Origin of the sequence: Asanoa sp. NPDC049475, assembly GCF_040676915.1 — a bacterium.
GTDB lineage: Bacteria > Actinomycetota > Actinomycetes > Mycobacteriales > Micromonosporaceae > Asanoa.
This window is the reverse complement of record NZ_JBFAPY010000005.1, coordinates 459,022-484,064: the sequence shown is the minus strand read 5'-3', so window position 1 is coordinate 484,064 and position 25,043 is coordinate 459,022. Positions and strand designations below refer to the sequence as shown.

Sequence of the window (25,043 nt, the reverse complement as noted above, 5' to 3'; positions counted from 1 at the left end):
TTGGCAGGGTGGTCGGCCAACGGGGTCGGCGCGGCTGACCCACGGGGGTGAGGAGATGTCAATGGCACGCTTCCGCACGAACCTGGCTCGGCGAATCGCGATCGTCATCGTGGGCGGCGCCGCGATGATCGCGATAGCGGCCGCACCCGCCGCCGCGAGCACGCTCGGGGGAAGTTCGGGCGGCCACTCGATCGAGTGCTGCTAGTTGACCAGCGTCCCGGGAGGGTCGACGACCGTCCCGGGGACCGGCTGTCCACTGTGGGCGTGGACACCTTCCTTGTGATGCCAGCCACCACGTTGGCCTTTCAGACGCCACTTCGGTTAACACTGGGTTACGCTTTTCGGTCGGTGGTCGCGGTGTGCCGCCGCGATCCGATGCGCCTTGCCCGCCGGCGGTGCAGCTCATGTTCGTCGGAGGGTGGAGCGTGCACGCGTACGTGGCCGAAGTCGATCTGGTTGAGTCCCCCGCCGAGCCGCTGCCCGTCGCGCCCGCCCAGCCGTGGGCTCTCTACTCCGCGGAGAACGCGCCTCCGACGCGCACCCTTCTGGACATCCTCGCCCAAACCACCCAGCTCCACCCGAACGCCTCGGCGATCGACGACGGGACCGTCCAGCTCAGCTACCGGGCGCTCGAAGCCGAGATCGGTGAGCTGCGGCAGCGGCTCGTGGCGACGGGCGTCGGGGTCGGCGACCGGGTCGGGGTCCGCGTGCCGTCCGGCACCGTCGACCTGTACGTCTCGATCCTCGCGGTCCTGGCCGCCGGTGCCGCCTACGTCCCGGTGGACGCCGACGACCCGGACGAGCGCGCCGAGCTCGTGTTCGCCGAGGCCGACGTGTGTGCCGTCCTCGGACCGGAGCGCACGCTGACGCCGCGCCGGGCACCGGGCGGAAAGCCCCGCCGGCCCGGCCCCGACGACGACGCGTGGATCATCTTCACCTCCGGGTCGACCGGCCGGCCGAAGGGCGTCGCGGTGACCCACCGCTCCGCCGCCGCGTTCGTCGACGCCGAGGCCCGCCTCTTCCTGCGCGACGAGCCGCTGGGGCCGGACGACCGGGTGCTCGCCGGGCTGTCGGTCGCGTTCGACGCGTCATGCGAGGAGATGTGGCTCGCGTGGCGGCACGGCGCCTGCCTGGTGCCCGCGCCGCGCGCGCTGGTGCGCACCGGGATGGATCTCGGACCGTGGCTGGTCGAGCAGCGGATCACCGTGGTCTCCACGGTCCCGACGCTCGCCACGCTGTGGCCGGCCGAGGCCCTCGACGACGTGCGGCTGTTGATCTTCGGTGGCGAGGCCTGCCCGCCCGAGCTGGCCGAGCGGCTGGCCGTCGAGGGCCGCGAGGTGTGGAACACGTACGGGCCGACCGAGGCCACCGTCGTCGCCTGCGCCGCGCAGCTGACCGGCGAGGGTCCGGTGCGCATCGGGCTGCCGCTCGACGGCTGGGAGCTCGCGGTCATGGGTCCCTGGGGTCACCCGGCCGCGATCGGCGAGATCGGCGAGCTGGTGATCGGCGGTGTCGGGCTGGCCCGCTACCTGGACGCCGAGAAGGACGCGGAGAAGTTCGCGCCGCTGCCCTCGCTGGGCTGGTCCCGCGCGTACCGCAGCGGTGACCTGGTCCGCGCCGAGCCCGAGGGCCTGGTCTTCCTCGGCCGCGCCGACGAGCAGGTCAAGCTGGGCGGCCGCCGCATCGAGCTCGGCGAGGTGGACGCGGCCCTCCAGGCACTGCCGGACGTGGCCGCGGCCGCCGCCGCGGTGCGCACCACCAAGCACGGCAACCAGCTCCTGGTCGGCTACGTCGTGCCGACGTCGGACGGCGGCTTCGACAAGGCGGCGGCCGTCGAGCGGTTGCGTGCCGCGTTGCCCGCCGCGCTGGTCCCCCTGATCGCCCTGGTCGACGCCCTGCCCACCCGCACGTCGGGCAAGGTCGACCGGGCCGCCCTGCCGTGGCCGCTGCCGGAGCTCGAGGCCGCCGCGACCGTCCATCGCCTCGAGGGCACAGAGGCCTGGCTGGCCGAGTGCTGGAGTGAGATCCTCGGCGTCGCGCCGAACGGCCCGGACGACGACTTCTTCGCCTCCGGCGGCTCCAGCCTCGGCGCGGCACAGCTCGTGACGCTGCTGCGCGCGCACCACCCGGGCGCGTCGGTCAGCGACGTCTACCAGCATCCGACCCTGCGCGCGCTGGCCCGCCGGCTCGACGACTTCACCGCCGCGGAGGCGGCCACCCGCACCGTGCTCCCGACGCCGCGGCGCACCGGCGTCGCCCAGACCGCGCTGATGCTTCCGCTGCTCGGGGTGGTCGGGCTGCGCTGGGTCGTGACCCTGGCCGCGATCGACAACGTGCTCGCGCTGTTCGGCTCGTACCCGTGGGCACCGACCGTGTCCTGGTGGTGGGTTCTGGCCGGCTGGCTGGCGTTCATCAGCCCTCCCGGCCGCATCGCGATCGCGGCCGGCGGCGCCCGCCTGCTGCTGCGGGGTCTGCGCCGCGGCACTTATCCGCGCGGCGGTCGTGTCCACATGCGACTGTGGTTGGCCGAGCAGCTGGCGGCGGCGAGCGGCGCGACCAACCTCACCGGGGTATGGATCACCTACTACGCACGGGCGCTCGGCGCGAAGATCGGAGCCGGGGTCGACCTGCACTCGCTGCCGCCGGTGACGGGCATGCTGCGGATCGGGCAGGGCGCCGCGATCGAGCCGGAGGTCGACCTGTCCGGGCACTGGGTCGACGGTGACCTCGTGCACGTCGGTCGGATCCGGATCGGCGCCGGCGCGACGGTCGGCGCCCGCAGCACGCTGATGCCCGGCGCGCGGGTCGGCAAGCGGGCCGAGGTCGCACCCGGGTCCGGCGTGATCGGCTCGGTGCCCACCGGACAGCGGTGGGCCGGCGTTCCGGCGAGCCGGTCCGGCCGGGCGGCCCGCCGTTGGCCGCAGCGCCGCCCGGACCGCGTGCGGCGCTGGACCGTGGCGTACGGCCTGACCTCGCTCCTGCTCGGCCTGCTCCCCGCGATCGCGGCCGTGCCGGGCCTGCTGGTGCTCGGCCGGTTCGTGCAGGGCACCACGACTCTCCAGGCCGCTCTCGGCCACGCGCTGATCGGCGTGCCGCTGGCGACGGTGGTGGTGATGGCGACGTACGCGCTGCTGATCCTGGCGCTCGTGCGCGCGCTCAGCGTCGGCCTGCGCGCCGGCTACCACCCGGTGCACGGGCGGGTCGCCTGGCAGGCGTGGGCGACCGAGCGGCTCATGAGCGTGGCCCGGGTCGGCTTGTTCCCCCTGTACGCGAGCCTCTTCACGCCGGTCTGGCTGCGCGCGCTCGGCATGCGGGTCGGCCGCCGGGTCGAGGCGTCGACCGTGCTCGCGGTGCCGGCGATGACCACCGTCGGCGACGGGGCGTTCCTGGCCGACGACACCATGGTCGCCTCGTACGAGCTGGGCGGTGGCTGGCTCCGGATCGGCGCCGCCAGCGTCGGCAAGCGCGCGTTCCTCGGCAACTCGGGCATGACCGCGCCCGGCCGGGCCGTGCCCAACCGTGGGCTGGTCGGCGTGCTGTCCGCGACGCCGAAGAAGGCCAAGGCCGGCAGCTCGTACCTCGGCATGCCGCCCATGAAGGTGCCGCGCGCGGTGGCCGACGGCGACCAGAGCCGAACGTTCGACCCGTCGACGCGCCTGATGCTCGCGCGGGCCGCCGTCGAGGTGTGCCGGGTCATTCCGGTCATGTGCACGGTGGCCCTCGCGGTGCTCGCTCTCGCCGGTCTCCAGGCGCTCGCCACCGGCGGCGGCTACCTGGTCGCGCTCGCCGTCGCCGGCCCGCTGCTGTTCGCCGCCGGCCTCGCCGCGTGTGTGGTCACTCTCGCGGCGAAGTGGCTGCTGGTCGGCGCGTTCCGGGTCGGCGAGCGGCCGCTGTGGAGCAGCTTCGTGTGGCGCAACGAGCTCGCCGACACCTTCGTCGAGGTCCTGGCGGTCCCGTGGCTCGCCGGCTCGGTCGGCGGCACCCCGCTGATGAGCCTGTGGCTGCGCGGCCTCGGTGCACGGATCGGGCGGGGCGTGTGGTGCGAGACCTACTGGCTGCCGGAGACCGACCTGATCCGCCTCGGCGACGGAGCCACGGTCAACCGCGGCTGTGTCGTGCAAACCCACCTGTTCCATGATCGGATCATGCGCATGGATCAGGTGACTCTGGAGGAGGGCGCCACCCTCGGCCCGCACGGCATCGTCCTGCCGGGCGCGACGGTCGGCGCGCACGCCACGGTCGGACCGGCGTCGCTGGTCATGCGCGGCGAGACCGTGCCCGGCGGCGGCCGTTGGCTGGGCAACCCGATCGCGGCGTGGCAAGCGGACTGAAGGTGAGCGCCGACCCGTATCTGCCCCGGCACGGCAACGTCGGCTACCGGACGACGCACTACGACCTCGAGCTGGACTACCGGGTCGGCCACGGCCGCCTCGCCGGACGGGCGACGATCTCGGCGACGGCCGACAGCACGCTCACCGAGCTCAGCCTGGACCTCGGCCAGTTCCAGGTCGGCCAGGTCCTGGTCGACGGCGCCCGCGCCCGCTACGGCCATCGCGCGGGCAAGCTGCGGATCCGTCCGGCGTCGCCGCTGCGGGCGGGGCGGCCGTTCACGGTCACGGTGCGCTACGACGGCGCGCCGCAACCGATCTCCAGCCGGTGGGGCGACCTCGGCTGGGAGCTGCTCGACGACGGCGCGCTGGTGGCGAGCCAGCCGACGGGTGCGCCGTCCTGGTTCCCGTGCAACGACCACCCCGCCGACAAGGCCACGTACCGGATCGCGATGACCACCGGGTCGCGCTACACGGTCGTCGCGAACGGCACGCTCGTCTCCCGCACGGCCGGAGCCACGAGAACCACCTGGGTGTACGAGCAGCCGGCGCCGATGTCGACCTACCTCGCGACGGTCCAGATCGGACGGTACGCGCTGGTCGACCTCGCCGCCGGCCCGATTCCCCAGCGCCTGGCCGTGCCGCCGCGGCTGATCACGCCGGTGAGCCACGACTTCGCCCGGCAGCCGGAGATGATGACGACGTTCTCGCGCGTCTTCGGGCCGTACCCGTTCGGCGAGTACGCCGTCGTCGTCGTCGACGAGGAGCTGGAGGTGCCGGTCGAGGCACACGGCCTGTCCATCTTCGGCGCGAACCACGTCGACGGCCGGCGCGGGTCGGAGCGGCTGGTCGCCCACGAGCTCGCGCACCAGTGGTTCGGCAACAGCCTGACGGTGGCGGACTGGCGGCACATCTGGCTGAACGAGGGCTTCGCGAAGTACGCGGAGTGGCTGTGGTCGGAGCTGTCGGGCGGCGAACCGGCGGCGATGCACGCGGCCCGCTCGCGCCGGTTGCTGGCCGGCCTGCCCCAGGACCTGCGGGTGGCGGACCCGGGAGTGCGCCGGATGTTCGACGACCGGGTCTACCAGCGGGGCGCGCTGACCCTGCACGCCCTGCGCACGGTCATGGGCGACGCACCGTTCTTCGCGCTGGTGCGCGACTGGGTGCGGACCTGCCAGCACGGCACGGTGACCACGGAGGACTTCACGACGCTGGCCCAGCACCACACGTCGCGGCCGCTCGGTGAGCTGTTCACCGCGTGGCTGTACGAGCCGGCCCTGCCGCTGTGACATGTTGATTCTCGACGCCGACGCGGTGCGCGCCGCGTGTGCTCCGCTCGCCGCCGTCGAGGCGATCGCCTCCGCCCTCGTCGCCGGGCTGGACCCGTCTGCCGACCTTCCCCGCCAGGCGGTCCCCTTGCACGGTGGCGAGCTCATGCTGATGCCGTCGGAGCTGTCCCAGGCGTACGCGGGGATCAAGGTGCTCACCGTCGCACCGGACAACCCGGCGCGCGGCCTGCCCCGCATCCAGGCGTCGTACCTGGTCTTCGATGCAGACTCCCTCAGCCTGCGGGCTGTCCTCGACGGCACCGCGTTGACCACCCTGCGGACGCCCGCGGTGTCCGTGGCCGCTGTTCGACCGCGGCTGCTGGCCATGCCCGGCCCGCTGCGGCTCGCCGTCTTCGGAGCCGGCCCGCAGGCGCACGCGCACGCCGCGACTCTCGCCGCGGCCGTGCCGCTCGCCTCGACGACGTACCTGGCCAGAAACGACGTGGCGGACGACGTCCTGCGCGCGGCCGACGTCGTCGTCTGCGCCACCTCCGCCCGGACCCCGCTGTTCGACGCCGACCTGATCCAGGACACCGCCGTCGTGATCGCCGTCGGCTCGCACGAGCCGGACGCCCGCGAGGTGCCGGCCGCGCTGTGCGCGCGGGCCACCGTCGTCGTCGAGGACGTCGCGACCGCACTGCGCGAGGCCGGCGACGTCTGCCTGGCCCTGCACGAAGGCGCGATCCGCGAGAGCGATCTGGTGCCGATGCGGGACGTGGTCACCGGACGCACCACTCCCCCGCGGGACCGGCCGTTGCTGTTCAAGAGCGTCGGCATGTCGTGGCAGGACCTCGTCGTCGCCGAGGCCGTCCTGAAGGCTCAGCCGCGCGGATAGGTTCTAGCCGAGGGCGGGCGGGTCGAGGTAGTAGCCGGCGTCGGTCGACAGCGAGCGCTTGACCAGCCTCGACTGCTCGTCGACCAGCACCTCCTGCGCGCCTTGCTCCAGGGCGTCGAGGGTGGCGCCGGCGACCTGGTGCGGGTCGTTCTTCGGCACGTCCAGGCCGCGCACCAGCTCGGTGTCCATGAAGCCGACGTGCAGGCTGAGCACCTCGACGCCCTTGGGGCGCAGGTCCAGCCGCAGCGCGTTGGTGAAGTTCCAGACGGCTGCCTTGCTGACCGCGTACGCGGAGAGGATGGGGCGGGCGTACCACGCCTGGTCGGACACGACGTTGACGATCGCACCGCCCCCGTTGCGCAGGATCACCGGAGCGAACGCCTGTGCCGAGCGGGCCGTCCCGTACACGTTGACGTCGAACACCCGCTCCATGCTCTTCACCAGGTCCGGATCGAGCGTGCCTTCCTCGTGGAGGGCTCCGGTGCCGGCGTTGTTGACCAGCAGCGTCACGTCGTCGCATTCAGCCGCCGCCGCGCTGACCGATGCGGTGTCGGTGACGTCGACCTCGACCGCCTCGACTCCGGCGTGCGAGACGTCGGCCGGGTTCCGCACCCCGACATAGACCTTCTTCGCGCCGCGCGCCTGGAGCTCCTCGGCCATCGCCAAGCCAAACCCACGGCCCCCGCCAGTAACGAGCGCAACTGAACCTGCGATCCGCATGAATCGCCGTCTTCCCCTGGCCACCGGGGCTAAACGGGGTCTCCGGAACCACCGGAGACCCGCGGGAACAGCCGGTCAGTGCGTCGGTTCCGCCACGATCAGCTGGAACTTCTCGAAGGTCACCTTGACGGTGTTGTGCCGGGCGTCGACGGTGCCCAGCGAGACACCGTTGAACGGGTCGGTCAGGCGGTACCGGCCCTTCCCCAACCCGCGCAGCTCCACCGTGCCGTCGAACGAGTCGGCGTAGAACGCGTAGTGCAGCGCTCGATCCTTGCTCACGACATGGGTCTCGGGCTTGTCGAAGCCGATGTCGTAGAGCTCGCCCCGATACTCACCGGTGGGCAGCATGTTCTTGTCGTACAGCTTGACCCACTTGCGCCAGAGGACCTCCTTCTCCGGCGTGAGCAGGGTGTCGTTGTCCGGGCCCTCGGGGTAGGTGAACTTGGTCGACAGCACACCGCCGACGCCGTACGTCGATGCGAAGTCGTCGCCGTTGTCGCTGAGCTCGACGTGGTCGCCGGCGTAGCTCGCGCCGTGGCCCATCAGCGCGTGCATGGTCTTGCCCTTGTGCCGCACCTGGTACGACGACTCGGGGTCCGAACCCGGGTACTGGTCGATGTAGGGCAGGTTGTGGAACGCGAACGCGGTGCCACAGGGGCACAGCTCGACGACCGCGTTGCGGTTGGCCTTGTGCGCGGCCTCGTAGACGGCCTTCCAGAACTGGGCCAGGCCCTCGACCGACTCCTCGGGGCGGGCGTGGTGGTGCGCCGGGTTGTAGCAGGGCGCGACGCCGTTGAGGTGCTGGCCGTCGATCTTGAGACCCTCGTAGCCCCACTCGCCGATGAACTTGGCGGCCTGCGCGGCGAAGTAGCCCACGACCGGCTGATAGGCCGGGCACAGGGTCCAGGCGTTCCACCACGTCACCCGCTGCTTCTGGCCGTTGGCGTCCAGCAGCAGCATGTCGGGGCGGTTCACGAACAGGTTGCTCTCCGGGTCCGCCGCCAGCGGCGCCCACCACAGCCGCGGCCGCAGGCCCTGGTCGCGGATCGCCTTGGTGAAGGCCTTCATGTCGGCCTCGCCGCGCGGGAACTTGGCGAGGTTGATGTCCCAGTCGCCCTCGTTGGTCTGCCAGCCGTCGTCGAGCCCCGCCCACTTCAGGCCGACCTCGCGCACCTTGGGCAGCGTCGCGACGACCTGCTCCGTGGTGAAGTTCCGCTCGTAGCCCCAGGCGCACCAGACCGTCTCGAAGCTGGCCTTCGGGGACTTGGGCGCCCGCTGACCGATGTCGCTCATGTAGTCGCGGTAGCGCTGCACCGGCACGAAGTGGTCGCCCTTGTGGGCGGTCACGAACGTGGTATCGGTGGTCAGGTGCTCGCCGGGCTTGAGGGTGCGCACGACGTCACCCTCGACGGCGATGCTCGCGCCGTTCGCCGACTTGCTGACCGGCAGGCGCAGGATCCGCGCCACGGGCTCGACGTGCCCGACGGAGATGCCGCCGTCCTGCCGCCAGACGGAGGCCACCGGCGTGCCGCCGCCGTAGTCGGAGGAGTCCATGCCCAGCGAGTTCTTCTGGTTGAAGGTCGCCGTCACCTGCCGCACCCAGTCGCGCCGGTTGCGGTAGGTGGTGCCAGAGAAGGTATAGAAGCCGCCGGGCTTCTCCAGCACCTCGTGCGCGCCGCTGCGCCAGCCGGTCACGGCCAGGTCGGCACGGGAGCGGTTGGTGTACGTCACCGACATGACGACCATGCCGGCGAGGCGCTCGAACGAGGTCAGCTCGACGGTCTTGCGTACGCCCTCGGCCGAGTCGCCCCAGACGGTCACCTGGACGCCCGCGCCGTGCCGGGAATGCTTGGTCTTGCGGGTGTCGTGGCCCCGGTAGGCGAAGTCGGCCACGGTTGTGCCGCCCAGCAGCAGCGTCTCGCTGGCGTCGAAACGGGTGACGTCGACGCCCTCGAGGGCCACCCGGGTGTGGAGGTTGTCGTCGAACTCCACGGTGATGGAGTCGTCGCCGACCCCGACGACGTCGTGGTCGTGCCTGGGTTTCGCGGCCGCCGGCGTGGCGCCGACAGCCACGGCGGGGATAGCGGCCAAACCGGCGCCTCCCAATGCCAACTTCAGGACGGTTCGCCGCTTCAGGTCTGTCATGTCGCACTCCCTTTCGGGGTTCAGTTCGACGAACGTAAGTGGCACGGAAATGGCTTGTCAACGGTATGCGAATGGTTGTTTTCTGGTCCGGTCACCGACTGCTATGGTCCGGTATGACCGTCAAGACGACGCCCACGTCGCGTCGCCTGTTCGCCGACGAGGCGCTCCCGCTCTACGAGCGCACCGCGGCCCAACTCCTCCACGACCTGCGCGCCGATGCCGCCCGCTCCGGCGACCGGCTGCCCTCCGAACGGGCCCTGGCCACCCGTTACGCGGTGTCCCGCGTGACCCTGCGCGCCGCCCTCAGCGAGCTCGAGTCGCGGGGCATCGTGCGACCGGCGTCCTCCCGCGGCTGGTTCATCGGCGACCTCGACCCGGCCCCGGCGGCGCCGGCGGCCCCGACCGCCGCCCCGCCCCAGCCGCAGGTGCAGGGCCTGGCCGACTTCGCTCGCGTCAACGGGCTGACGCCGAGCAGCCGCGTGCTCTCCGCCGCGGTCCGTCCGGCGACGGTGTCCGAGGCCGAAGAGCTCCGGATCGCGCCGGGTGCCGACGTCTTCGAGCTGCACCGGCTGCGCTACCTCGACGACCTGCTGGTGGCGTTCGAGCACAACCGGCTGCCGCTGGCGGCCTGCCCGGCGCTGGCCACGACCGACTTCACGACCGCATCGCTGTACGCGACCCTGCGCGCGGCGGATCCGCCACAGCTCCCCCGGGTCGCCGACTACTCGGTCGAGGCCCGGCACCCGACGCCGCGCGAGATCGAGCTTTTCGAGATCGGCGACACGATGCCGATGCTCGTCGCGACCCAGCTCACCTTCAACCAGGCGGGCCGGCCGATCGAGCTGACGGTGCAGGTCTATCGGGGCGACCGCTACCGCTTCCGGGCCTCCATCACCAACCGGGCGTGAGTCAGTCTGTTATCGATCCGCGGAACCGGTACCGGTCACCGCGGTAGACCTGGACGGTCAGCTCGATCGGCTGGCCGTCCTGGTTGAAGCTCAGCTGGGTGGCCACCAGCATGGGCACGGTGTCATCGACCTCCAGCAGGCGACGCTCCTCATCGGACGGCTGGCGTGCCTCCACTGTGTACTGCGCCAGCCGGGGTAGCTGGGGCGGCTTCGCGGCGCGCAGGGTCGCGTACAGCGAGGCGGTGGTGAAGTCGGTGGTGACCAGCGCCGGGCAGATCCCCAGCGGCAGCCGATTGTGCTCCAGCACCACGACGAGGTCGTTGAGGTAGCGCAGCCGGCGCATCTCGAACAGGTCGGCGCCGGGCGCGATGCGCAGCGTCTCGGACTCCGCGACCACGCAGGGCCGCACCCGGGACTCGAGGACCACCGCGTTGGTGGCCAGGCCGTGCTCCGCCGCGTAGTCCGCGAAGCCCTGCACCACGTGCCCGGACGGCCGGCCGTCGCCGGGCTGCTGCGTGCGGCCGTCGCCGGCGGTCAGGTCGGTGAGGAACCAGCCGCGAGCCGGCGAGGGCGTGATGACGCCCTGCTCCGCGAGCTGGGTCAGCGCCGCCCGCAGGGTCGACCGCGAGACGCGGTAGTGCTCCGACAGGACGCGTTCGGACGGCAGCCGGTCGCCCGGGCGGAAACCACCCGCGACCAGGTCGTCGACCAGTCGCGTGGCGGTGCGCCCGTAGAGCAGGGCCGCCGAGCTCGCGGGCAGGGCTTTGGGCAGGGCGGGCTCACGGGGAACGACCATGACGGGCAGCGTACCGGATTACATACCACCCAGACAGTAGACCGGCCAGTTCTAATACCAGTAGGGTCCAACCCACCTTGGTACGGCGAGGAGGAACCACCCCGTGACTAACCCGCTCGACGCCGTGGTCGCCCGGCACAAACAGGGGGAACCGGTCGGCATCACGTCGATCTGCTCCGCCCACCCGTTGGTCCTGACGGCCGCGATGGCGCAGGCCCGCGACGACGGCGACCTCGTGCTGATCGAGGCGACCTCGAACCAGGTCGACCAGACCGGTGGCTATACCGGTATGCGACCGGCCGACTTCCGCGATCTCGTGCACCGGGCCGCCGACGACGCCGGCCTGCCGCGGGACCGGGTCGTGCTCGGCGGCGACCACCTCGGCCCGAACCGCTGGCGCGACCTTCCGGCGGAAGAGGCCATGGCACACGTCGACGTGCTCGTGGCCGCGTACGTCGAGGCCGGCTTCACCAAAATCCACCTGGACTGCAGCTACCCGTGCGCGGACGACCGGACGCCGTTGACCGACGAGGTGATGGCCGCCCGTGCCGCCCGGATGCTCGAGGTCGCCGAGCGCACCGCCGCCGCGACCGGCCGGGCCGGCACACTCCGCTACGTCATCGGCACCGAGGTGCCGGTTCCCGGCGGGGCGCAGGAGTCCATCGAGGACCTGCGGCCCACCACGGCCGACTCGGCCCTGCGCACGCTCGACCAGCACCGCAAGGCGTTCGCCGCCCGGGGCCTCGGGCACGTCTGGCCACAGGTGCTGGCCCTGGTGGTGCAGCCCGGCGTCGAGTTCGACCACCTCCGGGTCGTCGACTACGACCGCGGCCGCACCCAGGACCTGCGGGCCGTGCTGGACGACGAGCCGGCGATGGTCTTCGAGGCCCACTCCACCGACTACCAGACCGTTCCGCGGCTCGCCGCCCTCGTCGAGGACCACTGGGCCGTGCTCAAGGTCGGGCCGGGCCTGACGTTCGCGCTGCGGGAGGCGCTGTTCGCTCTCGCCGCCATCGAGGAGGAGCTCGACGGCGACAGCCGCGAACGGCTGCCCGAGGTGGTCGAACGGCGGATGCGCGCCGAGCCCGCGCAGTGGGCCAGGTACTACACCGGCGACGCCGACGAGCAGCGCCTCGCCCGGCGATTCAGCTATAGCGACCGGATGCGCTACTACTGGCCGGATCCGGAGATCCAGGAGGCGGAGCGGCTACTGCTGGCCAACCTGACCGGCCGGACGATCCCCCTGCCGCTGCTCAGCCAGTACCTGCCCGACCAGTACCAGCGGGTCCGCGCCGGCCTCCTCGCCGCCGACCCCGTCGACCTCGTCCTCGACCGCATCCGGGACGTCCTGCGCGGTTACCGCCGGGCGGTCACCCCTTCGCACCGGCGGGAGGCGGCATGAGCACCCTCCTCGGCCACGACGTCGACGAGCTGCGCCGCCTCGGCGCCCTCCACACCAGCCGCGAGATCGCGCAGCAGCCGGCCGTGTGGCGCGAGATCGGCCAGCTGGAGGGCGCGGACACCGACGCGTTCCTCAAGCCGCTGCTCGAGCGGCCCGACCTGCGCGTCATCCTCACCGGAGCGGGCACGTCGGCGTACGTCGGCGAGGTGTTGGCTCCGTCGTTGCGCCGCCGGCTCGGCCGCCGCGTGGAGGCGATCGCCACCACCGACATCGTCGCCGACCCCCTGGCCTGCTTCGCCGAGGACGTGCCGACGCTGCTCGTCTCGTTCGCGCGCTCCGGCGACAGCCCGGAGAGCCGAACCGCGCCCGAGCTCGCCTCGCAGGTGCTGACCGACTGCGCTCACCTGGTGGTCACCTGCAACGCACAGGGGACGCTCGCGCGGCAGCACGCCGACCGGCCCAACTCGTCGGTGGTGCTGCTGCCGGCGGTGGCCAACGACCGGGGCTTCGCGATGACGTCAAGCTTCACGGGCATGGTGCTGGCGGGTCTGCTGGCCCTCGGTGGCCGCGACGACGAGCTGGTCGAGCGCCTGGCCACCGCGGCCGAGCAGGTCCTGGCGACCCGACCGGCCGCGGCGGCCGACCTCGCCGCCCGGGGCTACGACCGGATCGTCTACCTGGGCAGCGGCACCCTGCACGGACTGGCCCGGGAGTCGGCGCTGAAGGTGCTGGAGTTGACGGCCGGCGGCGCGGTGGCGCTGTCCGAGTCGGCGCTGGCCTTCCGGCACGGGCCGAAGTCCGTGCTCACCGACACGACCCTGGTCGTCAGCTACGAGTCCAACGACCCCTACACCAGCTTGTACGACCGCGACATGGTCGCCGAGCTGCTGCGCGTCATCCCGGCCCGCAACCTGGTCCCGGTGACCGCCCACAGTGGTCGGTCGGACGCCTGGACCCTCGACGGCATCTCCGATGTGGACGACGCCGCCCTGGCGCTGCCGGCCGTCCTCTGCGCCCAGCTGATCGGCCTGCACTTCTCTCTCGCACTCGGGCGCACACCCGACAACCCATTCCCCGGCGGCGAGGTCAACCGCGTCGTCCAGGGCGCGATCATGCACCCCTACCGGAGGTGAGCGACATGTTCCTCGGCGTGGACGGCGGTGGCACCAAGACCGCCTTCTGCCTGCTGCGGCCCGACGGCTCGATCGCGGCGCAGAGCTCGGCACCGAGCACCTACTACTTCAGCGACGGCATCGACCTGGTGCCACGGGTCCTCAAGGAGGGCATCGGCGCCGTCTGTGCCGCGGCCGGCATCACCCCGGACGGCATCGACTTCGCCTTCTTCGGACAGCCGGCGTACGGCGAGGTCAGCGGCGACGTCGCCACCCTCGACGCCGCACCGCGCGACATCCTCGGCCACGACCGCTACCTGGTCGACAACGACATGGTCTGCGGCTGGTCCGGATCGCTGGGCGCCGCCGACGGGATCAACGTCATCAGCGGCACCGGATCCATGACGTACGGCGAGCGGGCCGGGCGCGGCCACCGCGTCGGCGGCTGGAGCGAGCTGTTCGGCGACGAGGGCTCGGCGTACTGGATCGCCGCCCGCGGCCTGCAGGCGTTCTCGCGGATGAGCGACGGGCGCGCCCCGGCCGGCCCGCTCCTCGACGTGCTGCGCGAGCACCTGGACCTGTCGGCCGACCTGGACCTGATCGACGTGGTGCTCAACCGCTGGCAGGGCGACCGCGGCCAGATCGCGAGCCTGTGCCCACAGGTCATCACCGCCGCCGAGCGGGGCGACGAGGCGGCGGGCGCGATCCTGCGCGAGGCCGCCCACGAGCTCGCCCTCCTGGTGGACACGACTCGTAGCCAGCTCGGCTACGGCGCCGACGAGCAGGTGCTGGTCTCCTACTCCGGCGGCACGTTCAACGCGACACAGGTGCGCGAGGAGTTCCAGACGCACCTGCACCAGCTGTACGACCGGTACGACCTCCGTCAACCCCTGTACTCGCCGGTCGTCGGAGCGGCGCTGTATGCCGCGAAACAGGCCGGAAGCCCGCTCGGCGCCGACGCGCTCGAGCGGCTCCGGGACACCCCCACCGCCACCGCCGCCTGAGGAGGCAACACATGCCAACCACCATTTCCCGTGTCGGTCGGAGCTGGATCCCGTACGCGGGACTGCTCGTGCTGTTCTGGGGCGTCTGGGGAGCTTTCTCCGCCGTCCCCACCAGCGACTACGGCTACCCCGACGGCATGGTGTACGTCGTCTGGTCGATCACGATGATCATTCCTGCTGTCGTCGCCCTGCGCGGCGCCCGAGTGGACCGCCGCCCGGTCGCGACCGTCTACGGCCTGCTCGTCGGCCTGACCGGCGCCGGCGGCCAGCTCCTGCTGTTCAAGGCGCTGACCATCGGACCGGCGTACCTCATCTTCCCGTTGATCGCGCTCTCCCCCGCGATCACCGTGCTGATGGCCATGCTGCTGCTGCGCGAGCGCATCCCGAGGCTCGCCCTCATCGGCGCGGTCGCCGCTCTGGTCGCGGTCGTGCTCTTCAGCGTCAGCGACGGTGACGGCTCCGCCACCGGTGGGCTGTGGCTGCTGCTGGCCATCGTGGTCTGCGTCGCCTGGGGCGTGCAGGCGTACTTCATGCGCAAGGCCGCGACCGAAGGCGTCAACGACGCCACCACGTTCCTGTGGATGACGATCAGCGGCCTGCTGCTGGCCCCAGTCGCCATCTGGATGGCCGGCGGCCTCGCCCTGGACGCGCCGTGGCAGGCCCCCACCCTGGCGGCGGTCACCCAGCTGCTCAACGCGGTCGGCGCGCTGTTCCTGGTGATGGCGTTCAGCCGCGGCAAGGCCTCGATCGTGGCACCCACGACCAACGCCCTCGCGCCCGTGCTGACCGTCATCCTCTCGCTGATCGTCTACCAGAAGGTCCCGTCGTTCTACGCCACCATCGGCATCGTCCTGGCCATCGTCGGTTCGACCCTGATGGTGTACGCGGACGAGAAGCGCGGCGAAGCGGCCGCGGTGGTCGGGCCGGCGGAACGCGACGTGGCCGTGCCGTAAGCAGCAGGGCCGCACACCCGGCGGCGACCGTCTGTCAGCCCGCCGCGGCGGCGATGAGACGGTCGCCGTCGGCTGTGCGGTAGTACAGGACCGATCGGCCGGAGCGCCGGCGGCGCACGAGCTGGGCGTCGTGCAGGACCTTGAGGTGATTGCCGACGGCGCCGAGCGCGAACCCGGTGACGGACACCAGCTGCGTGGCGCTCATCGGATGCTCCAGCAGGGTCAGCACCGTCGCCCGCGCCGGACCGATGAGGCGGCGAAGCGCGTCCGGCGCGGTCGGCCCACCGCCGGGCGAGCAGACCGGCACAGGGATAGACCACGGAGTAGAGGTTGGCCGGCGCCAGCCGACCCACCCCCGCGCGCAGGTGCTCGGCACGAAGAGCAGCCGTCCGTCGGCCAGGTCGTGCGGCGGGTGGTCGTACGCGTTGATCCGCAGTTGACCGTCGCCCAGCCACCGCCGCTGAGCCGTTGGGTCCGGGCGATGGCGGTGCGGATGCGCCGCATCTCGTCGTCGAACGTCAGCTCGTCGTCGTGCGGCGGAGGGCACAGGATGTCGGTCAGCCAGCCGGGCCGCATGGCGCCTTTCACGAACGCCCGACCGACCGGGTCCTCGGCCAGGCGAGCCCGGAACGCCGCCCGCTGCTGAGCCGGGTCGGTCAGCTGCCCTGGCCGGTGGGGCCACCGCTCGGTCAGAACACCGAAGGTCGCGTCCGCGGGCCGGCCGGAGTCATCGTCGCACTGGCCGAGAAGCTCATCGCACCTGACGTTCACTGAACGACGCCGTTCAGTGAACGTCAACTGGGGAGCCTTAGCGTGCCGGCAATGCATCGTCATGCTTACGCACCCCAGTGCGCCGCCGAGGAGAGCCGGCCGCGCGGCTCGGCGCGTCTCCGTCGTCCGCGGCTGACGCTGCTCGCCCTCGCGCTCGGCACGTTCGCGATCGGCACCGGCGAGTTCGCGAGCAACGGCATCCTCCAGCTGTTCTCGGCGGACCTCGGTGTGTCGGTCCCGGCGGCCACGCACGCGATCACCGCGTACGCCCTGGGTGTCGTGATCGGATCTCCGGTGATCACGGTCGTCGCGGCCCGGGTCAACCGGCGCAGCCTGCTGCTCGGCCTCGTGCTGCTGTTCCTCGTGGGCAACGGGCTCTCCGCTCTGGCGCCGGACATCGCGTTCCTCGTCGTGTTCCGGTTCGTCGCCGGGACCGTGCAGGGTGCGTTCTTCGGCGCCGGGGCCGTCGTCGCCGCCTACGTGTACGGGCCGGGCCGCGGTGGCAAGGCGTTCGCCACCGTGATGGGCGGCCTGACCGTCGCGACCGTCGTCGGGTCGCCGCTCGGCACCTGGATCGGCCAGAGCAGCGGCTGGCGGGCCATGTACTGGGCGGTGGTCGCTCTCGGTCTGGTCGCCGGCGTCGCCCTGGTGGCGTGGTTGCCCCGCACCGAGGAGCTGCACGGCACGCCGGTCGCCAACGAGCTCGGCGCCCTGCGCCGCGGCAACGTCTGGCTGATGGTCGGCGTCGCGGCGCTCGGCATCTCCAGCATCTTCGCCGTCTACACCTTCATCGGCCCGTTCGTCACCGACGCCGCCCTGCGCGACGCGTCGGTCATCCCGATCGCGCTCGCGGTCTTCGGGCTCGGCATGGCGGTCGGCAACCACTTCGGCGGGCGCGTCGCCGACTCGTCCGCCGACGGCGGTCTGGTCTGGGGTTACGGCGTGACGCTGGTGCTGCTCGTCGTGATCGGCGCGGCCGGCCAGAGCCTGGTCGTCCTGCTGCCCTGCCTGTTCGGCGTCGGCGCCGCCATGATGTTCGCGATCCCGACCATCCAGGTCCGGCTGACCGGGTTCGCACCGGACGCACCGACCTTGATGGGCGCACTCAACCTGGCCGCCCTCAACCTCGCCAACTCGCTCGGCGCGATCGGCGGTGCGGTAACGATCGACGCCGGTTGGGGGCCACTTTCCACCGTGTGGGCCGGCTTCGTCCTGACGTCGGCCGGGTTGCTGCTGTACGTCGCCACCATCGTCCGGATCAGAACGACGCCCGTTCCGGCGCTCCGGTGAGACGGTGCAGTATGTAGCGCATGGTGGTGATCGTCGGGCGGGACGATCAGATTGGCGCGCTCGAGAACCAACTCGACGCGGCGTGCGACGGGCGGGGATCGGCCCTGGTGCTGCGCGGTGAGGCCGGGATCGGCAAGTCGGCGCTGCTGGAGCACGCCGTCACGGCCGGCCGGCAGCGCGGCATGCGGGTGTTGAGCGTGACCGGCGTGCAGGCCGAGCTCGAGATCACGTACGCCGGGCTCGACCACCTGCTCCGCCCCGTGCGGCCCGTCCGGTCCGACACGGAGTCGCCGTACCGGACGGCCCTGGATGTTCTCGACCTGCTCGGTGAGTCCGAAGCGCCGGTTCTCCTCGCGATCGAGGACGCGCACTGGCTGGACGCGGCGACGTGGGAGACGCTGACGTTCCTGTCCCGGCGGGTCGAGGTCGACCGGATCGCGCTGACCATGGCGGTCCGCGACGGCGCGGACGTCGACCGGCGGCTGGCCGCCGCGGGCCTGCCCGAACTGCGCCTGGATCCCCTCGGTGCCACCGATTCCGCGGCCCTGCTGGACCGGACAGCGCCGGAGCTCCCGGCAGCGCTGCGGGCGCGCGTGCTGGACGAAGCGGCCGGCAACCCGCTGGGGATCGTCGAGCTCGGCTCAGCCGCCGCACGCTCCGGTGGTGCCGCGCTGTTGCCGTCGTCGCTGCCGTTGAGCGCGCGGGTCGAGCAGACGTTCGGCGGCCTGGTCGCCGAGCTGCCGCCGCTGACCCAGCACCTGTTGCTGGTCGCGGCCCTGGACGACGGCGGCGACCTGGACGAGATCCTGGCCGCCGCCGCGCTCACCACCGGCGGCGACGTGTCGCCGGACGCGATCCAGCCCGCCGTGACGGCCCGGCTCGTGACCGTCGACGACCGCTACGAGGTGCGCTTCCGGCATCCCCTGCTGCGCTCGGCGCTGCGCCAGCAAGCCCCGGCCGGAGACCGGCGCCGCATCCACGCCGCGCTGGCTGACGTGGTGTCCCATCACGCGGAGCGCCGGCTGTGGCACCGCGCATCCGCCGAGTCCGGCCGGAACGAGGCGCTGGCGCGGGAGCTGACCGACCTGGCGGGCAAGGCCATCGAGCGGCACGCCGTGACGGTCGCGCTGACCGCCATCAGCCGGGCGGTGCAGCTCAGCGAGGACCCGGCCGACCGGGGCCGGCGGCAGATCGCGGCCTGTGACCTGGCTTTCGAGCAGGGCGACGCGGTCACCCTGCGCCGGCTGTTCACCGAGATCGACGAGAGCGTCCTGCGCCCGGCCGACCGCGCCCGGCTGACGTGGATCCGCGATGGGTCGTCGGGCGACGCCCCGTCCGGACCCGAACGACTGCTGGCGTACGCCGACCTCGTCGACACGATGCGCGCCGACGGCGAGCGTGAGCTCGCGGTCAAGGCGATGACCGAGCTCGCCATGGGCGTCTACTATTCCAGCGCCCCCGCCGCAGTCCGCGACCGGTTCGTCGAGGTGCTGCTGGCGTTGGGCCTCGACGACGACGACCCGCGCCTGACGGTGAACCTCTCGCAGATCGCGCCGGTCGAGCACGGTGCGGCCAGCCTGGAGCGGTTGCGGCGGTCCTTGCACCGCATGGACCTGGCCCCCGGCACGCGAATGGACCTGGGTGTCGCGGCATTCGCGATCGGCGCGTTCGACCTCGCTCGGACCTTCGCGCTGTCCGCCGCGGCCGACCTGCGGCGGCAGGGACGGATCGGCTCCCTGACCCAGGTGCTCGGCACCGCCGCCTCGGCCGCGGCGGCGCTGGGTGACACGCGCGGCGCGTTGCCGCTGGCGGCCGAGTGCGTCGCGCTGGCCACGGAGACCAGGCAAGGGATGTGGGTGCTGGGCGGCAGCCTGGTCGCCGCCCTCGCCGAGGCTCGTGGCGGTGACGTCGATGCCGCCCGCCGGCGGGCCGACGAGGCCGAGCGGGTGCTCGTGGCGGCCCGCAGGTTTCCGATGTTGGCCCTGGTGCAGCGAGCGCGGGGCGTCGCCGCGCTCGCCGACGGCCGGGCGGACGACGCGTTCCGCCAGTTGATGCGGGTCTACGACCCGGTGGACAGCGCACACTTCCCGCACTATCAACTGTTCCTGCTCGGCGACCTGGCCGAAGCCGCCGTGCTCGGTGGTCTTCTCGACGGGCTGCGTCCGGTGGTGTCCCGCCTGGAGCCCGTCGCCGCGCAGAGCCGGTCGCCCGCGCTGACCATCGGGCTCGGGTACGCCCGGGCCGTCCTCACCGGCGACTACCGCGCCGCGTTGGCCGAGGACCTGGCCGACTGGCCGTTCGACCGGGCACGACTGCAGCTCACGTACGGCGCCGCTCTGCGGCGCGCGCACCGCGTCACCGAGAGCCGGCCGCCGTTGCGGGCCGCCGCGGCCACCTTCGACTCCCTCGGAGCCACGCCGTGGGCCGACCGGGCGCGCGCCGAGCTGCGGGCGACCGGCGAGACCCGGCGCAAGCCCCTGGACGCCCTGGCCACGCTCACGCCGCAGGAGCAACAGATCGCCAGGCTGGCCTCGGAAGGCCTGAGCAACCGCGAGATCGGCGAGCGGCTGTTCCTCTCGCCACGGACCGTCAGCACCCACCTGTACCGCATCTACCCGAAGGTCCACGTCAGCTCGCGCGCCGAACTGGCCCGGAGGATTACGTCATCCGACGTAGTTTGACGCCGCCGGCCGCTGCCTACCGTCTAGTCCGTCGGCTCGTCACCGGCAGGGAACGCGACCGGCGCCCTGCCGCATCGGGCGGAGGGGGCGATCGGCATGGCTGCTACGACCGGCGAAGACCTGCGCCTGCAGGTGCTCGGGCCGCTGCGGGTCTGGCGCGACGGCGTCGAACTGGACGCCGGTCCCCGGCAGCAGGCCTACGTGCTGGCTGTGCTGCTCGCCAGGGCCGGCAAGCCGACCAGCGTGGCCGAGCTGGTCGACCTGGTCTGGGCCGACGACGTGCCGGCCTCGGCTGCGAACATCCTCCAGAAGTACGTGGGTACGCTGCGCCGGCTGCTCGAGCCCGCGGTGCCGGCGCGGGCGAACGGCTCGTACCTGCGGCGGCACGGCAGCGGTTACCTCTTCGCGGCGGACCCCGACCGCCTGGACCTCGTTCAGTTCCGGGAGCTGCTCGCGGCGGCCCGGTCGGCTGCGCCCGATACGGCGCTCGACTCGTACATCCGGGCGCTCGGGCTCTGGCACGGCTCGGCCGGTCAGGGGCTGGCCCACGGACCGGCCGGGATGTCGATTTTCGCGGCGCTGGACGCGGAGTTCCTCGACGCGTGCGTAGCGGCGGCCGACCTCGCGGTGCTACGCGGGCAGCCCGGGCGGGTGCTGCCACCGCTGCGCCTCGCCGCGCGGATGGCGCCGCTGCACGAGGGGGTGCACGCGAGTCTGGCCAACGCCCTGGCCGGCGCCGGTCAACCTGCGGAGGCGCTGGCGTTGTTGCGGACGGTTCGCGCCCGGCTCGCCGAGGACCTGGGCATCGAGCCCGGGCCGGCGCTCGTGGCCGCGTACCGACGGCTGACGCCGGCCAGGCAACGACCTCGCCCCTCCCCCGCTGAGCCGCCGTCCGACCACCTGATCGGCCGGACCGAGGAGCTCGCGCTGCTGCGGCGGACGGTGGAGGCGGCGCTAGCCGGAGACACGGGGCTCGCACTGGTGCAGGGCGAGCCCGGGGTGGGCAAGACCCGGCTGCTGGAGGAGGTCGCCGCCGAGGCCGAGCGGTCCGGCGCGCTGGTCGCCTGGGGACGCTGTCTCGAAGGGAACGGCGCGCCGTCGATGTGGCCGTGGGTGCAGGCGGTCGGGGCGGTCGTCGACGCCCTCTCGCCGGAGGCGCGGGAACGGTGGCGGGCCACGGAGCTCGGTCCCCTGCTCCAACCAGCCACCGTGCCCGTGTCCGGCCGCTTCCACCTGCTCGAACAGGTCGTCGCGATCGTCGGTGAGGTGTCGCGGCAGCGGCCGGTGGTGCTCCTGGTCGACGATCTCCAGTGGGCCGACGCCGCGTCGTTGGAGCTCTTCAACCACTTGGTCGCGCGGCAGCCGAGCAGAACAGCGGTGCTCGCCGCCTTCCGAAGCTGTGCGCCGGCGCCCGGCCCGGGGCTCGGACAGGTGCTCGCCGCGGCCAGCCGGCTGCCTGGTCACCGCCGGATCCAGCTCGGGCCGCTCGGGCCGTCCGAGGTGGCGGAGCTGGTCCGCGGGGAGACCGGCCAGCACCCGGACTCGCGGATCACGCACGAGGTCCTGGCCCGCACCGGAGGCAACGCGTTCTTCGTCAGGGAGCTGTCCCGGCTGCTCGCCACCGGCGACGGCGGCGCCGGGGTGCCGGCCACCGTCCAGGACGTCGTACGCGGGCGGGTCGCGGTCCTGGCCGACGGGACCCGGAACCTGTTGCGGATCGCCGCGCTGATCGGCCGCGAGTTCGAGATCGCGCTGCTCGCCGGCAGCGCCGGCCTCGACGTGGAGACGTGTCTCGGCCTGCTGGAGTCGTTGGAGGGGCACGGCATCGTCGAGCCGTCGCCCGGGAACCCGTACTCCTACCGCTTCACGCACGATCTGGTGCGCGAGTCGATTGCCGGCGACATATCGCCGCGGCCGGCCGCCCGCCTGCACCTACGGATCGGCGACGCGATCGAGCGCACCGCGGTGCGGGACGAGCGCCTCGCGTACCACCTGTGGTCAGCCGGCCCGATCGCGGAGCCGGCGCGCACCGTGTCGGCGCTGATCCACGCGGCCCGTCGCGCCGCCGCCAAAGCGGCCTGCGACGCCGCGGCGGGGCAGCTGGAGAAGGCCACACGGCTGGCCCGCGCGGCGGGTCTGGCCGACCTCGAACTGTCCGCCCTGTCGCTGCTGACCGCGGTCGACGGGATGCGGGAGGGCTACTACGGTGCGGCCCAGCACAATCTGGAGCGAGCCGAGAAGCTGGCGCGTCAGCTCGGCCGGGAACGGGACGCCGCCGACTTTCTGTTCTCCCGCTGGGTGGCACACGCCCAGGGCATCGAGCTCGGCCGGGCCGGCCGGTTGGCGGCCCGGCTGCTGGAGACGGGCGAGGCGTCCACGGACCCGATCGCCCAGGCGTACGGCCGGTACGCCTGGGGCATTCACCAGTGGCAGATCGGCAACATCGGGGAGGCGCACCGGAACCTGAGCCGCACCGCCTCGATGCTGGAGGCCCATACGGAGGATCAGCTCCGGCGCGACCTGACGATGCTCGGTCCCGTCATGCTCGCGTTGATGACCGCGCTGCACGGCGACGTCCCCGGGGCGCGGGCGCTGCTCGACACCATCGAGGGGGCCGACGGCGACGAGCCGTACGTGGTCACCGTGTGGGCGGCCTTCTCGGTCACGGCCGCGGCACTCGCCGGTGATCCGGAGTGGGCGTTGCGCGTCGCCCGACGCGGCATCGCCGTCGACTCCGACTTCTCCTTCGGCTACTTCGGTGGCTACCAACGGCTGGCCCAGTGCTGGGGACGGGCGGTGACGGGCCAGGACCCGAGCGGTGCGGCGGTGGAAGCGGAACGGATCATCGCGATGGTGCTGGAAGACCCGCCCCGCTCGGGCCTGGCCGCCTGGTGCGCCCTGCTCGGCGAGATGTGGCTGGTGTCCTGTTAGGACCGACCGCTACAGCAGATGGGGTACGAGGGCGCGGCGGTCCGTCGGGTAGTCGGGGAACCGCTCGCGGTACCAGGCGTGGTGGTCGATCGCCCTCGGTGCCAGGTTGGCCGTCGTGTAGACGGCGAACGCCAGCCCCGCCGGTGACCAGGTCGCCAACGCCCAGCCGAACCACTGCACGATCTCGCCGGCGTAGTTCGGGCTGCTGACCCACCGGAACGCGCCTCCGTAGGGGATGCGGTAGCCGGTCTCGCCCGGCGCGCGCAGCCGGCGCAACGTGCGGTCCGAGCGGGCGTGCACGACCAGCCCGGCGAAGAAGAGCACCGCACCGGCGAGGAAGCGCGGATCGGTGAGCCAGCCGTCGGCGTAGTCGCCGAGCTCGGCTATCCACCAGGCGTTGACGGTCGCGTTGAGCAGGTTGAACAGGAACGCGAGTGCGACGATCAGCAACGGCATCCGGGTGCCCGGCCGCATCAACGCCGGGTAGACGAACGCCCGGTAGACGTAGTGGCACAGCCACATGGACAGCAGCACCAGCGCGACCAGGTCGGTCCGGTGCGACCCGAAGGCGAACACGGCCGCGAAAAGGACGACCGAGGGTGACTCCATCACGAGCCACCCGACCCGGGCCGGCACCGTCGGACCCCAACCGCGCCGGTGGTAGCGCCCGTACGGCGCCTTGATCCACACCAGGGCCACCAGGGTCACCGCCGCGAGCGCGAACTCCAGGGTGACCAGTGCGCCGTACCACCCGATGCTGTTCATGACATCGAAGTTTACGAAAGCCACTGGTTCGCTTTTGGGGCCGGCTATTCCTGTGCGTCCGTCCCGGCAGTGGTCCCGGCCGTTTCCGGGGCCTCCGGCTCCTCCGTGTGGGTGTCGGCCTTGGCCGACTTCCGGTGGAGGGTCACGCTCATGATCGCCACGATCACCGCGCCCACGATCAGGCCGAGGATCGCGCTGGCCACCGTGTTGACCAGCCAGCCCACCAGACCGCCGAGGGCGCCCGTGGCGTCGTGGGCCGCTTCCTCCAGGTGGTGCACCGACTCGTACAGGACGTGCAGGCCGAGCTCGTCCGCACCGACGAGCAGGATGTGGCCGCCGACCCACAGCATCGCGGCCGTGCCCACCACCGTCAGCACCGTCAGGACCCGCGGCATCGCCTTCACCAGGCCGCGGCCGAAGCGGGCGACTCCCGGGCCGGGGACCTGGGCCAGACGCAGGCCCACGTCGTCCATCTTCACGATCAGGCCGACCACGCCGTACACCAGGACGGTCATGACGATCGCGACGATCACCAGGATCGTCAGGCGGGACAGGAACGACTCGTCGGCGACCTCGTTCAGTGAGATCACCATGATCTCCGCCGACAGGATGAGGTCGGTGCGGATCGCCCCGGAGACCAGCGTCTTCTCGTCCGGCTGCCGTTCCTCGCCGCCGCCGTGGGTGTCATGGTGCGCGATCTTGGCCCAGACCTTCTCGGCGCCCTCGTAGCAGAGGTAGGCGCCGCCGATCATGAGCAAGGGCGTCAGGAGCCAGGGCAAGAACTGGCTGAGCACGAGGATCACCGGCAGGATGATCAGGAACTTGTTGCGCAGCGAGCCCAGCGCGATGCGCTTGACGATCGGCAGCTCGCGCTCCGCCGCCAGGCCGCGCACGTACTGCGGGGTGACGGCCGCATCGTCGATGACGACCCCGGCGGCCTTCGAACCTGCCTTTGCGGCGGCCAGCCCGACGTCATCGATGGAAGCGGCGGCCGTGCGAGCCAGAACCGCCACATCATCCAGCAGTGCCGCGAGACCACCGCTCACTGAAGCTCCTTCGCGATCGACGAGTACG

General features: G+C 72.3%; 19 protein-coding genes. 13 read left to right on the top strand and 6 right to left on the bottom strand.

Features of this window, described 5'->3' with window-relative positions:
* The first annotated feature begins 61 nt into the window (after window positions 1-61).
* The 4 genes from AB0J88_RS22195 to AB0J88_RS22180 all read left to right on the top strand — a co-directional run bounded on the left by AB0J88_RS22195 (window position 62) and on the right by AB0J88_RS22180 (window position 6,491).
* Complete coding sequence (locus AB0J88_RS22195; protein WP_364360872.1) at window positions 62-205, top strand: hypothetical protein; 144 nt, start codon at window positions 62-64, stop codon at window positions 203-205.
* A 199-nt stretch (window positions 206-404) separates the two neighbouring features.
* Window positions 405-4,331, top strand: a complete 3,927-nt coding sequence (locus tag AB0J88_RS22190; protein WP_364360874.1) for a Pls/PosA family non-ribosomal peptide synthetase — start codon at window positions 405-407, stop codon at window positions 4,329-4,331.
* Window positions 4,316-5,617 (top strand): M1 family metallopeptidase, encoded by a 1,302-nt coding sequence (locus AB0J88_RS22185; protein ID WP_364360876.1) that lies wholly within the window; start codon window positions 4,316-4,318, stop codon window positions 5,615-5,617. Before AB0J88_RS22190 ends, AB0J88_RS22185 begins: the two co-directional genes overlap by 16 nt.
* 1 nt (window position 5,618) lies before the next feature.
* On the top strand, window positions 5,619-6,491 hold the full coding sequence (locus AB0J88_RS22180; RefSeq protein ID WP_364360878.1) for an ornithine cyclodeaminase family protein: 873 nt from the start codon (window positions 5,619-5,621) through the stop codon (window positions 6,489-6,491).
* 3 nt (window positions 6,492-6,494) lie between these two features.
* Here the strand turns inward: AB0J88_RS22180 and AB0J88_RS22175 are convergent, their stop codons facing one another.
* Together AB0J88_RS22175 and AB0J88_RS22170 are read right to left on the bottom strand one after the other, a co-directional pair.
* A complete protein-coding gene (locus tag AB0J88_RS22175) occupies window positions 6,495-7,211 on the bottom strand; it encodes an SDR family oxidoreductase (RefSeq protein WP_364360880.1) in 717 nt (238 codons plus the stop codon).
* A 75-nt stretch (window positions 7,212-7,286) separates the two neighbouring features.
* The gene (locus AB0J88_RS22170; protein WP_364360882.1) at window positions 7,287-9,356 is read right to left on the bottom strand and encodes a glycoside hydrolase family 36 protein; all 2,070 of its coding nucleotides are present in this window, start codon (window positions 9,354-9,356) and stop codon (window positions 7,287-7,289) included.
* 113 nt (window positions 9,357-9,469) lie between these two features.
* Between AB0J88_RS22170 and AB0J88_RS22165 the strand changes: the two genes are divergently transcribed.
* On the top strand, window positions 9,470-10,264 hold the full coding sequence (locus AB0J88_RS22165; RefSeq protein WP_364360884.1) for a GntR family transcriptional regulator: 795 nt from the start codon (window positions 9,470-9,472) through the stop codon (window positions 10,262-10,264).
* 1 nt (window position 10,265) lies between these two features.
* Here AB0J88_RS22165 and AB0J88_RS22160 read toward each other — a convergent pair whose 3' ends face one another.
* Window positions 10,266-11,060: a GntR family transcriptional regulator gene (locus tag AB0J88_RS22160; RefSeq protein WP_364360886.1), complete on the bottom strand. Its 795-nt coding sequence runs from the start codon at window positions 11,058-11,060 to the stop codon at window positions 10,266-10,268.
* 103 nt (window positions 11,061-11,163) lie between these two features.
* Between AB0J88_RS22160 and AB0J88_RS22155 the strand changes: the two genes are divergently transcribed.
* From AB0J88_RS22155 to AB0J88_RS22140, 4 genes are read left to right on the top strand one after another with little or no spacing between them, the layout of a single operon-like run.
* The gene (locus tag AB0J88_RS22155) at window positions 11,164-12,462 is read left to right on the top strand and encodes a D-tagatose-bisphosphate aldolase, class II, non-catalytic subunit (RefSeq protein ID WP_364360888.1); all 1,299 of its coding nucleotides are present in this window, start codon (window positions 11,164-11,166) and stop codon (window positions 12,460-12,462) included.
* Window positions 12,459-13,595, top strand: coding sequence for an SIS domain-containing protein (locus AB0J88_RS22150; protein WP_364360890.1), 1,137 nt, complete (start codon window positions 12,459-12,461; stop codon window positions 13,593-13,595). The genes AB0J88_RS22155 and AB0J88_RS22150 overlap by 4 nt, the downstream gene beginning before the upstream one ends.
* Window positions 13,596-13,600: 5 nt before the next feature.
* Complete coding sequence (locus tag AB0J88_RS22145) at window positions 13,601-14,578, top strand: BadF/BadG/BcrA/BcrD ATPase family protein (protein ID WP_364360892.1); 978 nt, start codon at window positions 13,601-13,603, stop codon at window positions 14,576-14,578.
* A gap of 11 nt (window positions 14,579-14,589) precedes the next feature.
* Entirely contained in the window at window positions 14,590-15,531 is a 942-nt protein-coding gene (locus AB0J88_RS22140; protein ID WP_364360894.1) for a DMT family transporter, read from the top strand.
* Window positions 15,532-15,565: 34 nt separating this feature from the next.
* Here AB0J88_RS22140 and AB0J88_RS22135 read toward each other — a convergent pair whose 3' ends face one another.
* Complete coding sequence (locus AB0J88_RS22135; RefSeq protein WP_364360896.1) at window positions 15,566-15,736, bottom strand: hypothetical protein; 171 nt, start codon at window positions 15,734-15,736, stop codon at window positions 15,566-15,568.
* A 263-nt stretch (window positions 15,737-15,999) separates the two neighbouring features.
* On the opposite strand from AB0J88_RS22135, the gene AB0J88_RS22130 reads away from it, so the two are divergent.
* The 4 genes from AB0J88_RS22130 to AB0J88_RS22115 all read left to right on the top strand — a co-directional run bounded on the left by AB0J88_RS22130 (window position 16,000) and on the right by AB0J88_RS22115 (window position 23,204).
* Window positions 16,000-16,305, top strand: coding sequence for a hypothetical protein (locus AB0J88_RS22130; protein WP_364360898.1), 306 nt, complete (start codon window positions 16,000-16,002; stop codon window positions 16,303-16,305).
* A 48-nt stretch (window positions 16,306-16,353) separates the two neighbouring features.
* Complete coding sequence (locus tag AB0J88_RS22125) at window positions 16,354-17,592, top strand: MFS transporter (protein ID WP_364360900.1); 1,239 nt, start codon at window positions 16,354-16,356, stop codon at window positions 17,590-17,592.
* A 20-nt stretch (window positions 17,593-17,612) separates the two neighbouring features.
* Window positions 17,613-20,273 (top strand): AAA family ATPase, encoded by a 2,661-nt coding sequence (locus AB0J88_RS22120; protein ID WP_364360902.1) that lies wholly within the window; start codon window positions 17,613-17,615, stop codon window positions 20,271-20,273.
* 96 nt (window positions 20,274-20,369) lie between these two features.
* A complete protein-coding gene (locus AB0J88_RS22115; protein ID WP_364360904.1) occupies window positions 20,370-23,204 on the top strand; it encodes an AAA family ATPase in 2,835 nt (944 codons plus the stop codon).
* Window positions 23,205-23,213: 9 nt separating this feature from the next.
* On the opposite strand, the gene AB0J88_RS22110 is transcribed toward AB0J88_RS22115, so the two are convergent.
* On the bottom strand, window positions 23,214-23,969 hold the full coding sequence (locus tag AB0J88_RS22110; RefSeq protein ID WP_364360906.1) for a methyltransferase: 756 nt from the start codon (window positions 23,967-23,969) through the stop codon (window positions 23,214-23,216).
* Window positions 23,970-24,013: 44 nt separating this feature from the next.
* A complete protein-coding gene (locus AB0J88_RS22105) occupies window positions 24,014-25,015 on the bottom strand; it encodes a DUF808 domain-containing protein (RefSeq protein WP_364360908.1) in 1,002 nt (333 codons plus the stop codon).
* Between the last annotated feature and the right edge of the window lie 28 nt (window positions 25,016-25,043).